Source organism: Olleya sp. UBA1516, from assembly GCF_002323495.1.
GTDB lineage: Bacteria > Bacteroidota > Bacteroidia > Flavobacteriales > Flavobacteriaceae > Olleya.
Window position 1 is genome coordinate 1 of sequence record NZ_DCQO01000013.1, and the last position, 12,642, is coordinate 12,642.

A 12,642-nucleotide genomic window follows, 5' to 3' on the forward strand; every position below is an offset into this window, starting at 1 on the left:
TATTTTAATACAATCCTTTAAAGCTTTATTACTAACAAGTTAGAGTCTAATATTTTTTTGAATTATTTTTTAATCTTAAGCTTACTGATAAACAAGTAATATTGTCACTATTTAATTTGTTTACTGATAAGCAGCGCGTTAGGGATAGAACGGTATGTTTGAGCTCTTTTTTTTATACGTACCTATATTAAGTAGTAAATTAATCAATCCATAAAATGTATTGTAATAAATAGTAAAAACTGTACGCTAAAAAAAAGCGAGTAGTGATAGCCCGACCCTTTGGGTAACGCCAACATTATGCTATAGAAAGAAATTCCAGACTAAACCAAATCGAATTGTAAAATCACGATATGGTTGATTGGCTGCCGAATAATAATCTTTTGCAGTGAAGGCTGAATTAAAATGTTCGGCTTTTAAAAATATTCTAGTTTGTCTAATTTTTGCGTTGACAAAAAAGTCTAGCCTAGGGAATCCTCCGAACTCTTCTTGATTTTGAGTATAGAACTCGGCTAATAAAGGGTCATAACTATTCATATTATATGAACTGAAATAATTGAATATTATTCCAGTTTGCAAAAACATTGCTTTTTTGAATACTTGATTTGAATAATATAGTGTATTGCGGGTTACTATTTGAGGGACGTTTAAGACATTGGCGTTGTCTTGCACGTTTTGATATAACACTGTATTGTCTAAAGCGAAATTTTTATACCTGATTTCTTTTTGAAGTTTGAGTTTTAAATAGGTAATCGCATCGCTATTTTGGTATGGTTTAACATTGCCTTCTTCATTTTTTGAGAAATATACATAATCATTTATTGTATTTAGATCTACCGTTAGATTCGCATATTTTTTGGAGTCTATATTAAAGAGTAATTGCTGTGATTTAATATTATTAAATTGATTACTCCAATTATAATTTTTATAATCACTTTGAAAAAGCAATGTGTTAAAATTTGGAGCTATGGATGAGTGATTGATATTAGCTAATATTTTAAGGTCACTATTTAATTGATAAGATGCTGTCCCTGAAATATAGTTTCCGTCAAAATCTCCTGTTACATTTAATCCTGCATTACCATTTAAATTAAAACCTTTGTACTGCTTATTATATTTTGCACCTACTGAGACTACATCTCCAATTAACCTATTAGTTATAGTTCCTGAATTTAGTGCTACAATTTTATCATACCCATAGTTATAGTTATTATGTGTTGCATTAAACTGAAGATTACCTAATGTAGCATTTTTGTAGTTTAATTGTAATTGGTTTGTAAATTGCTCTAGCTCTGTCCTATCCTTTAAGCTTGAAGTACGGAAGGCTTCTCCAAAATAATCGGTATTGGCTGCTGATTGATCGAATGTATAAATCTTATCCTCAAGTGTCATTACATGTGCTAATTGAAGACTGTTTGAACTTAAAGAATCCTTAGGTCTAATAAAATCGTAGCTATGATTTAAATAAAATCGTTTACCCAAAAGTAGATTTTCTGCATTTTCAAAATTTACTTCTAACACTCCTCTGTCGTCAAAATCAGGGTCTCCAGATTCAAAAAACGCAAGGTTGTCGTCTTTTAACCCTCCATTTTCTTGAGTTAGTAAATCCTGAGAGGTAAAATGTGTATTTAAAATATAACGCCTATTTTTTGTTTTATAACTTGCTGTCATCCTAAGATTTCCTGAGCTAGTTAATGAGTTTTGATATATACCTAAAGACCTAACGCCTTTATATCCAATTGATAAATTAAACTGTTTTGACGTATTGGTAGTAAAAAACGCATCTAATTGCTGTCCTTGGGTTAAGGCAGTTTTAAAATAAAGTTCTGTTAATGGTGTAGGCACATGATAATAATTGATGTCTTCTGCATCTAAGTAGTTAAAATGCTTTGCTTTTGCACCAAATCCTGGAATTAAATGGGTGTCGTTAAAATTATAAGTAAGACTATTATAAGTCTGACCAATATTAGCAAATGGCATTAAACCAAACTCATCACGTCTTAAGTAATTGTATTTATACTCTTTATTTATTGTTAAGGTTGTGTCTAAATATGTAGTATCTCTTAAATGATTAATAATCAAATAATCTGTAATAACAGCCTCTTTTTTTTGTGTTGATTTAGCACCTACACTACCTTTTTTAACACTGTCCTGAACGGTAACAACATTAGATTGGGCTGAAGATATCGCTTTATTTGAAGTCTTTTTTACTGGTCTTTGCGCATAAGCAAAAACAGTTATGATGAATAAAAGGAAAGAGAAAATTATTTTTTTCATTAAATGGTGACTATTTTAGACCTTTAATTAAAAGCTGAATCATTTATTTTTGCCAAAAATAGCAAATATCTTTATGGTTTTGTGGTTTCTGTTAAGAAAGGAACAAAATTGAAACAATATAACGTCAAACCTTCTTTTTTATTTAATGCTAAAATTAAAATATACCAATCACAAATTAGAGTGCGGAACTGATGAAGCTGGTCGTGGTTGCTTAGCTGGACCTGTTACTGCTGCTGCTGTAATTTTAAAATCTAATTTTAAGAATGAAATTTTGAACGACTCTAAACAAATTAGCGAAAAAAAAAGAGATTTATTAAGACCAATTATTGAAAACGAAGCATTGTGCTTTGGCTTTTATCACATCCATGAAGCTGAAATTGATAATATTAATATATTAAACGCTTCCATTTTAGCGATGCATAAGTCTATTGAAGCCATGAAAAAAACACCCGAGTTTATTATTGTGGATGGAAATAAATTTAAACCTTATAAAGATATTCCGTTTGAAACTATAATTAAAGGAGATGGTAAGTTTTTAACTATTGCTGCAGCGTCTGTTTTAGCCAAAACTTATCGAGATGAATACATGAATAAAATCCATGAAGAGTTTCCGATGTACAATTGGAAACAAAATAAAGGTTACCCAACTAAACAACACCGTGAAGCTATTAGAAAATACGGTCCTACTAAATACCACAGAAAATCTTTTAAGCTGTTACCAGAACAATTGAAATTAGAATTGTAACTTATTATATTTGCACAAACTCTCTACTTTTATGAAACATATATGGTGTTGTTTACTATTTATTTTTTTGATAATATCTTGTCAAAAATCTACTAACAAAAATACAATTGAAGATTATATTTTTAGTCAAGCAGATTATGTGTTAACCATTAACAATCTAGAAAACTTTAAAAGTAACATAACCAATAATCATTTTATAGACCAATTATCTAACACAAGGTCTTATAAAAACATTTGTGAAAAATTAGAATTATTAAACCAAATAAAAAGCAAACAAAAGGTTTACGTCAATCTGTTTAGAGATAAAAAGGATAGTTTACAATATAGTTTTGTTACTAAATTAAATGATACTGTTTTTAATCTTGATAGTTTAAAGATTAAACGAGAGCCTATAAAGTTAAAAGGGTTATCTGCTGAAAAAATCACAAATAAAAATCAAATAATTTATGTTTCGACAGTTGGAAACCTACTTATAGGAGCGAATAATGTTGATCATTTGCAACACTTAATAAATAGTAAACCTGACAAAAATTCGATTAAAAAAATAATAGCTACTCAAGATAAAGAGGCTTCGTTATCAGTATACACAAACACCAACATTGGCTTAAACAGCATATTTGTTAACAAAAACGTGTTGTCTAAAAACTTTACGGATTACTTGACGTTTGATACAGAAATAGGTCAAAATCAATTAATTTTAAACGGAATCACTAAAGCTTCTGACACGACAAACAAGTTGCTAAACGTGTTTAAAAACACTTTACCACAGGATAACCAGTTAGCACAAATAACACCTTCCAATAGTGATGGCTTTTTAAGTGTTACTTTTAATGATTATAAAAAATTTAGCCATAACTTAAACAAATTCAATAAGATTGACACTCTTAAATCTAAAACGACTCTTTTTGATAATATCGTAGAATTTGGTGAAATTTACAGTGACACAACTAGTGCTGTTGTATTAAACTCTATTGATATTATTAGTACTCAAGAAGCCTTACTTAGTGAAAAAGAAAAAGTTGAAGACTTTAGAGGTATTAGCATTTATAAATTTTCTAAACCTGGACTATTTAACGATTATTTAAAACCATTTGTTAATTTAGACAAGGCTGCTAACTACTTTATAATAAATCAGTTTTTAGTATTTGCATCTAATACAGAGACACTGGAAAATATAATTGTTAATTATCAAAATCAGACTACAATAAATGATCGCGATTATTACAAAGATTTAAAGAAAAACTTAAGTAATCAAGCATCTATACTTCAGGTTATAAATCCTATTAATCTAAGTCAAATAGTCAAAACTAACTTGAATACTAATTTTGATTTTAAATTTGACAACTACAAAACAACTGCTTTACAATTTATTTACGACATAGACTTTGCACACTTTAATGCCATTATTAAGCAAAGTAAACCATCGGTTTCAGACAACTCGGTTACTGAAATGTTTAATATTAAATTAGATAATGACATACTTACTAACCCTCAGTTTGTTAAAAACCATCGTACAAAACAAAAAGATATAATTGTACAGGACATAGCCAACACCTTATATCTAATATCTAATAGTGGTAAAATACTATGGAAAAAGCAATTAAAAGGAGCCATTTTAGGATCTGTTAATCAAATTGACATGTACAAAAATGGACGTTTACAATTAGTGTTTGCTACTGCTAATCGTGTTTATGTTTTAGATCATACTGGAGAGGATGTAAAACCGTTTCCGATGACCTTTAATGATGATATTACACAACCTCTTTCTGTTTTTGACTATGACAATAACAAAAAATACCGCTTGTTTATAACACAAGACAAAAATGTACTAGTTTATGATAGTCAAGGTAAAACGGTCAAAGGTTTCAACTTTAAAAAAGCAGAAGAAACTATAAACACACCACCTCAACATATTAGAATTGGCCGAAAAGATTACCTGCTTTTTAAAACAGACAACCAATTATACATTTTAGACAGACGTGGTAAAACCAGAGTGACTCCTAAAACAAAACTTAGTTATGCAAATCAAGCTATTTTTAATTATAACTCGGATTTTATAACAACAACTAAAGACGGTAAGTTAGCAACGATAGACCAAAAAGGAAAGGTTACAGTAAGTAATACAAACCTATCAGAAAACATAAATTTAAGCGCAACTACAAAAACATTAATTACACAAAGTGACAATACTTTAAATATAAAAGATCAAACCTTACAATTAGATTTTGGTAGCTATACGCCTGCAAAACTATTTTTAATTAACAATAAAATATACGTTTCCACTACCGATAAGCAAACTCAAAAAGTAATGTTATTTGATAGCAATGCAAAGCAGCAAGATAACTTTCCTGTTTACGGTACATCAGCTATAGATCTTGATAATATTGACAAGGATAATAATCTAGAGTTTGTGACAAAAGGTGAGAGCAACTCCGTGTTAGTTTACAAAATAAATTAAGTGACTGAATAAAAGGTTATTACAGCTAAAAAATTGGTGATTTATTTAAAATATTCAATTAAAACGTTAACTTTATGATACTTAAAACATTAAGTAAACATAAACTAAACACTACTTTATGAAAGCTGTAATTATATCCCTATGTACTTTATTTCTGTTAGCTAATTCTTGTAATAACAATAATAAAGCTGAAATCGATTTGTCTGAACAAAATACTTTAACCGAAAGACAGCTTTATACCATACATATTCAAAACACAGATCAAAGAAGCACATACACTGCAACTAACGACTCTATTGCAATTGGAGGAGGAGACCCTCTCCCACCTTGTCCAGACAGTTCCTTCACAGACTGTTGTCCTTCTGTTAAATACATAAGCTTTGACAAGGACACTAAAAACATAAAGATTATCTTATTGGACAACAAAGACAATCCAATTCAAACATTTACAGCTGATGATTTAACAACATTAGAAGATAGCACTCTTGTCTTTCCGGTAAATAAAATGAAATCGTCAATATGCGACGGAACAAACAAATTACAAGTTACCACTAACAATAAAAAGCCTTATAATGTTATGTTTAAAAAGTAAGATGAATGAAATATATCTTATCTTTTATATGCTTAATTTCACTTCAAGTTAGTTTATCACAACAGTCCAGCCAAGCTTTAGAAAAAACAATAAAAAAACTAAGTAATAAAGCTATCAATATTGCAACTAGCAACCAAGACTCAGCGTATTATTACTTTAAACAAAGTATTAAAGTTGCAGCAAGCAATAAGCATTGGAATTATGCAATGGATAGTTATTTTGAAATGTATAACACAGCGTTTTATCATAATAATTTTACCAAACGACAATCTACTTTATTCACTATTGACTCCTTATATAATAGTCAAAAAAATTACTTTAACACCTTAGAAAACAGTCTTAAATATAAAAACCATATTAACTTTTATTATGGTTTTTATTATTACCGCTTAAATAATTACGAAGCAGCTAAAAATCGTTTTCAAAAAATAATTGATAACACCGCAAACGCTGACAACTCCCAACTTTTAAAAAACAAAACGTTTCTTTCTGTAGCTTATAGTTATGTGGCTAAAATGAATACTGACGAAGGTAAATACGCCTTATCTAAAGCACTGTATGATAAAAATATCAGGTTTTTAAAAACAATAGATAGTACTAATAATGATTTGATATACTCAAACTATAATTTGCTAGCCGAAGTTTTAAAAAAAGAAAACAAGCATAAACAATCTAACAGCTATTTTCTTAAATTTTTAAACTACTACGATAATAAAGGTGGCTCAAACAATATTATGTCTTCGTGTTTTAATATTGCCAAAAATTACATTCAATTAAAAAAAATTGATAGTGCTAAGTTTTATCTAAAAAAAGCTAAACAGTATTTAGATATAAACCATATGTACAATGTAAATTATTATAAACTATACTCCGAAATATATGATAATGAAAACAACTATGAAAAAGCATTAAATGAATTAAATAAAGCGCTAGATTTTTACAAAAAAAAAGCTACTAGATCGTATAAAAACAACCAATATATAGCAATTACAAATTCTGATATAGGCGAGTTGCATCAAAAGTACGATGATCCAAATAAAGCTATAAACCATTATAATATAGCCATAAATTTATTTCAAAATGACTCTATTAAATCAAGCATTAATCAAATAAACTTATTAAAAACATTAAAGCTAAAAGCTATTACATTAAACAATCTTAATAATCCTATTGAAACTATCAACACAGTAAATTATGCTATTAGTATTCTAGACAAACTAAGACCAACCTTTAGGTATAATGATGACAAACTTTTTTTTATAGAAAATGCTTTTCCATTGTTTGAGTCAGGTATAGAGGCCTGTTTTGCTTTAGATAGCAAAAGCAATAATAACTCTTATATAGATCAAGCTTTTTTATATGCAGAAAAAAGTAAAAGCGTTTTACTTTTAGAAGCCTTATTAAGTAGTAAAGCTACCAGTTATGCAAATATCCCAAAAAACATAATTGAAGAAGGAGACGTTTTAAAATATAAAATTACCACTTTAGAAAAAAAACTAAACGTTAATAAAACTGAAACTTTAAAAGAAGAGTTAACCAACTTAAAACTAGAACATACTAATTATGTAAAACGTCTAGAGTCAAACTATAAAAATTACTTTAATTTAAAGTACAATTCAAAAGGGATTAGTTTAAAAAAAACACAACAACTATTATCTAAAAAAGATATGCTTATCTCCTATTTTTATGGTGAAAATGCGATCTATGCATTTGGAATAACTAAAAACACAAAACAACTTAAGAGAATAACATTGGATTATAATTTTAATGATTCAGTAAAATTAACATATAAAATGCTTAGCAATCCTAAATCCAATTTAGAGCTGTTAAGAAAAAATCTAGAAAGTTTACACGATAAGATAATAGCTCCTATTAATAAATTAAATCAAAATCTAATAATTGTAGCCGATGGATTGTTAAACTACATACCTTTTGCTGCTCTAATTGATAATAAATCCAATTATTTACTTGAAAAACATAATATAAGTTACATTAATTCTGCAACATTATTACAGCAATTACAAGCTAAAAAATCTAATAATGGAAAACTTTTAGCTTTCGCGCCAAGTTTTAACAACAGCAATTTACTAGCGTTACCTAATAACTTAAAGGAAGCAAAGGATTGTGCAGATTATTTTAAAGGTCAAGTATTAGGTCATGACAATGCTACCTTACAAAATTTTAATACTAAAAGTACTAATTATAGTATTTTACACTTGGCAACACATGCTGTTTTTAATGATGAAGCTCCGGAGTTTTCATTTTTAGCATTTACCACTAAAAATAGGCAAAACGGTTATCTGTATACTAAAGACTTGTATAATTTAAAACTCAATGCCAATTTGGTTACCCTATCTGCTTGCGAGAGCGGAATAGGAGACTTAAAACGTGGTGAAGGATTATTAAGTTTAGCAAGAGGCTTTTACTTTAGTGGCGCACAAAGCATATCTAGTACACTTTGGAAAATTAACGATGCGTCTTCTGCTGCATTAATGTCAGATTTTTACAAAAACCTTTCAAACGGACAACCTAAAGACTTAGCACTACAACAAGCTAAGCTAACTTTTGTAAAACAAAATAAAGACAATGCCTTATCGCATCCATATTATTGGTCTGCATTTGTAATTTCTGGAAATACTGAGCCTTTAACCTCAACGCATTATTGGTTATGGATTATAGCGGGAATACTGCTAATAGTAATATTAGGTATATTATTAAAAAAGAAAAATAGTTAGTTTAAACTTTCAAGTAACGTTTTAGCTTCCTCCTTTTTGTAATTATAATTTGCAATTAAAGTTTCAAGATATTTAGTGGCTTCGGTTTTATTATGCTGTTTCAAATTAATTAAGGCCAAATACCATTTAGCTTCCGCTTTAAATTCAGCTTCATCTGCTTCTGTTTCTATTTTAAACAAATCTTTTGCTTTATCTAATTCGCCTAAACCTAAATACGAATTTGCTTTATAAAAATTAAAGTAAGGTTGTTTATTTTCTATTTTATTAAATTTTTGAATTGCTAAATTATAGTCTTCAGTTTCATAAGCTACAAAAGCTTCACGTTCAAGACTACTTGTATCTTCCCCTCTTGTAATAGTATAAACTGTATTTGGATAGTTTTTATAATTGGTAGCATATAAATCCTCATAATTTACACCAAAAAAAGCATCATAACCAAACCAACCAGCTGCTAAAAAAAAGACAATGGATGCAGCAATGCGCCAATTAAACCATGATTTGGCATTGTTTTGCTCAGTCTTTATCTTTTTTTCAAAACCCTGTAGTTTAGATTTTAAAGTATCGCTTTGTTCTGCCTTAATGACTTGCTTGATATTATTTTCAAATTCAAATTGCGCTTTAAATTCAGAATCGGTATTTAGCAAATCTTTAAATACTTGTTCTTGTTCTGAAGTTAATTTATCAGAAAAATATAGATATAAAAGTTGTTGTTTATCCATGTTATTTAGGGTTGCTATTAATACGTTGTTTTAAGGTTTTTAGGCATCTAGACTTAGCGCTTTTAATAACGTTTTCGCTATTATAATTACTATGTTTTAAAATGTCTTTAATGGTAAATCCTCTGTAATAAAACAAGGTAAGTAACTCTTGACATTGCTTACCTAAGTCTTTAAAGTGCTGTTTTAGTAGCTTTTGCTCTTGGGTTAACGCTTCATTTTCAACATCCAAGGTAGTTACTAAATCATCAGAATCCTTAACTAAGGATAAATCAAAATTAGAACTTACTTTTTTGTTGTTTTTTTTCATCTTATCAAAGATTAAATATTTACCAATACTAAATAAATAAGTAGAAATACTGCTTGTAAAGCTTTCAATTTTACCACTCATTACATTGTTATAAAACACGATATAAGCATCTTGGTAAATATCTATAATGTCATCGGTATCCAAATTATAACGTCTAGCAAAATTTATAAACTTGTCTCTGTTGTCTTCATACACTTGCTGAAGTGCTTGGTCTGAGCCCTGTTTTAAACTTTGAAGCGATATTTCTTCTTGGTTATTTGCCATTTAATACTTGGTTTGAAGGAAAGGTTAACACGTAAAAGTAAAATTAACTTTTTTTTAAAATAAAAAGCATCTTCTGTTAACCTTTTTAAAATCAAAACATTAATAAGCGTATTTATAAAACTTTAAAAAAATGAAAACACTGCTATTCACAACCATGATACTATTAACTTTTACTATTAGTGGACATGGACAAAACAAAACTGCTACTAAAGATTCTACTACTACTAACTCTAACAATTTTTTAGATAAAGGGACTCAAACTTTAACAAGCCTTTTTGGCGAAAACCTTGATGGTAACGCTAACGGAAAAGCAATAGGATATTTAGAGTTATTAGAAAAATCGGACTTACCTGAAAAACAAAAAACAGAGCTGAAAAATCAATATTACTTGTTATCTAAAGATTTGACACAAAAACAAAAAGACTCATTAGGACAAGCTATTGGAAGACAAATAAAGGAAGCTAAAAAAGACGAATAATTAATCCATTAAAAATAAAACAATGAAACTTTTAAAACCCTTACTAATAATATTAATGTGCTGCTTTGTAACGTCAAGTAATGCACAGATTTGGAAAAAACTAGCTAAAAAAGCAGAAAAAGCTGCCGAAAAAACTTTAGAAAAGAAAGTTGAACAAAAAACCGAACGCGAAACTGAAAAAGCTTTTGATTCTACATTTAATAATAGTAGTGATCCTAAAACCGCAACTAGTAATAATAAATCACCTTTTGGCACTAGTACATCTGCTGAAACTCCTGCAAACACTTACACATTTTCTCATAAATACGTCATGCAAATAGAAGATGGCAAACGCACAACAAACTTAGTCTACTATTTAACCAATGCTGGAAATTATTTTGGAACCAGTATTCCTGATAAAACAGGTAAGAATGATGTGATAAGCGTTATGGATATAGACAAAAAATCCATGTATATGTTTATGGACAATAAAGGCGACAAAACACTAATGTCTATGGGTTTAAACTTTGAGGACTCCACTGACGACGCTATTAATCAATCCGAAATAAGCATAATAGCTACAGGAAACACTAAAACAATATTAGGCTATACATGTGAAGCTTTTAAAGTTAAAGGACCAGAAATTGAAGGTACTGTTTGGATTACACAAAACGCAGGTATATCATTTGTAAAATCCATGTACAACCTTAAAAGCAAAAAAGGGAATAATCAATCTTGGATGAAAATGATAGATGGACTAACGCTAGAAATGGATATGGTTGACACCTCTAAACGCAAACCTAAAGCCATAAAAATGACATGTATTGCTTTGGACAAAACCACTATAACCATAAAGTCATCTGACTATAAAAAACTAATGTAAATTATTAATTATAAACCAACAATAAAATGAACATTTTTAAAACACTAAGTATTTTACCTTTAATTATTTTAAGCTTAAACTGCCAAGCTCAAGATGTTTTTCAAGCCAAAACCAAAGGGACATTTTTAACTAACGGAAGCATTTTAGTATACAATACAACCCGAAAAATTAATGATAATAAAGCCACTGCTTTTACAACTAATATTACTCCTAAAGCAGGTTATTTTATAGCAGATAATCTTGCTATTGGACTAGAGCTTTCCATAACTACCAATAAAGAAAAACAAGAAGATGAGTTTTTTGGAGATATAGAAACCACAACCAATGGTTTTGCAGTATTACCTTTTGCTAGATATTATTTAGACAATGGTCTTTTTGCCGAAGCTGTTGTTGGTTTCGGATCTCAAAAAACAACTACCGAAAGTAGTTTTACCGAACTCGAAACGTTAGAAACTAAAGCGTCATCCTTTGGATTTAGAGTTGGTGTTGGCTATTCTTTTTTACTAGGAGATCATGTCGCTATTGAACCTTCTATAAATTATTCTTGGGAAGACATAAACCCAGAAGATGCACCTTCAGAGTACAAAGAGAGTTTATCATCCATCTTTCTAGGCATTGGATTGTCTGCTTATTTTTAATTGATAATATCCCTTTAAACTGATTGATTGAGTTTTCATTATTTAATTTAGTTTAAAAGCCGAAACAAATGTTTCGGCTTTTTTTATTCTATGTGTTAACCTTTACTTACCAAAACCATTAATAAGTGTTATTAATCTTAAAACATATTTAATTATGGCAACAAAACAATTTACAGTTAACACTTACAAAATGGCTTTGGGTTATCAAAATTCTGCAACATGGAATGGTAAAAAAATTAAAATCCAAGGTTACATTACCTGTTATGACAAAGACCACAGATTTATTATGTACTTCTTACATGACTCAAGTCCTGTACCTGATCCAACTTATATTCCTGCCAACAAAGTTGGAGCCATATTTTTACCATTTAAAGACATGCCGATGTATGTTGATATGGTTAGAAATGAAAAACCAGTGTATGCTTACTTAAATTCTACTCACCCAGAATGGAATAGCATAAAAACCTCTAACGAGCCTGTTGGTGAAGAAGAAAGCTAGAATTAGTCAATTTAGTTAAAAAGCTGAAAAATATTTTTTTTCGGCTTTTTTTTATCTCTTACGTTAACCTT

The 12,642-nt window shown here is 29.1% G+C and carries 11 protein-coding genes; 8 read left to right on the forward strand and 3 right to left on the reverse strand.

Annotated elements, in window-relative coordinates; genetic code table 11:
• Positions 1–300: 300 nt before the first annotated feature.
• Positions 301–2,274, reverse strand: coding sequence for a putative porin (locus tag B2989_RS08465; protein ID WP_292947254.1), 1,974 nt, complete (start codon positions 2,272–2,274; stop codon positions 301–303).
• Between the two features lie 145 nt (positions 2,275–2,419).
• Here B2989_RS08465 and B2989_RS08470 point away from each other — a divergent pair, with 145 nt between their 5' ends.
• From B2989_RS08470 to B2989_RS08485, 4 genes are all read left to right on the forward strand, one after another.
• Positions 2,420–3,019: a ribonuclease HII gene (locus B2989_RS08470; RefSeq protein ID WP_292947257.1), complete on the forward strand. Its 600-nt coding sequence runs from the start codon at positions 2,420–2,422 to the stop codon at positions 3,017–3,019.
• A 31-nt stretch (positions 3,020–3,050) separates the two neighbouring features.
• Positions 3,051–5,477, forward strand: a complete 2,427-nt coding sequence (locus B2989_RS08475; RefSeq protein WP_292947260.1) for a ribonuclease HII — start codon at positions 3,051–3,053, stop codon at positions 5,475–5,477.
• Between the two features lie 118 nt (positions 5,478–5,595).
• Entirely contained in the window at positions 5,596–6,069 is a 474-nt protein-coding gene (locus tag B2989_RS08480; RefSeq protein WP_292947263.1) for a hypothetical protein, read from the forward strand.
• A gap of 5 nt (positions 6,070–6,074) precedes the next feature.
• Complete coding sequence (locus B2989_RS08485) at positions 6,075–8,804, forward strand: CHAT domain-containing protein (RefSeq protein WP_292947266.1); 2,730 nt, start codon at positions 6,075–6,077, stop codon at positions 8,802–8,804.
• On the opposite strand, the gene B2989_RS08490 is transcribed toward B2989_RS08485, so the two are convergent.
• Both B2989_RS08490 and B2989_RS08495 read right to left on the reverse strand, forming a co-directional pair.
• The gene (locus B2989_RS08490) at positions 8,801–9,523 is read right to left on the reverse strand and encodes a tetratricopeptide repeat protein (RefSeq protein ID WP_292947269.1); all 723 of its coding nucleotides are present in this window, start codon (positions 9,521–9,523) and stop codon (positions 8,801–8,803) included. The genes B2989_RS08485 and B2989_RS08490 overlap by 4 nt on opposite strands.
• Before the next feature lies 1 nt (position 9,524).
• Complete coding sequence (locus B2989_RS08495) at positions 9,525–10,094, reverse strand: RNA polymerase sigma factor (protein ID WP_292947272.1); 570 nt, start codon at positions 10,092–10,094, stop codon at positions 9,525–9,527.
• Positions 10,095–10,224: 130 nt separating this feature from the next.
• On the opposite strand from B2989_RS08495, the gene B2989_RS08500 reads away from it, so the two are divergent.
• The 4 genes from B2989_RS08500 to B2989_RS08515 all read left to right on the forward strand — a co-directional run bounded on the left by B2989_RS08500 (position 10,225) and on the right by B2989_RS08515 (position 12,571).
• Positions 10,225–10,572: a hypothetical protein gene (locus B2989_RS08500; protein WP_292947275.1), complete on the forward strand. Its 348-nt coding sequence runs from the start codon at positions 10,225–10,227 to the stop codon at positions 10,570–10,572.
• A gap of 22 nt (positions 10,573–10,594) precedes the next feature.
• Positions 10,595–11,434: a DUF4412 domain-containing protein gene (locus B2989_RS08505; protein WP_292947278.1), complete on the forward strand. Its 840-nt coding sequence runs from the start codon at positions 10,595–10,597 to the stop codon at positions 11,432–11,434.
• Between the two features lie 26 nt (positions 11,435–11,460).
• A complete protein-coding gene (locus B2989_RS08510; RefSeq protein ID WP_292947281.1) occupies positions 11,461–12,072 on the forward strand; it encodes an autotransporter outer membrane beta-barrel domain-containing protein in 612 nt (203 codons plus the stop codon).
• A 154-nt stretch (positions 12,073–12,226) separates the two neighbouring features.
• The gene (locus B2989_RS08515; RefSeq protein ID WP_145006546.1) at positions 12,227–12,571 is read left to right on the forward strand and encodes a hypothetical protein; all 345 of its coding nucleotides are present in this window, start codon (positions 12,227–12,229) and stop codon (positions 12,569–12,571) included.
• Positions 12,572–12,642 lie beyond the last annotated feature (71 nt).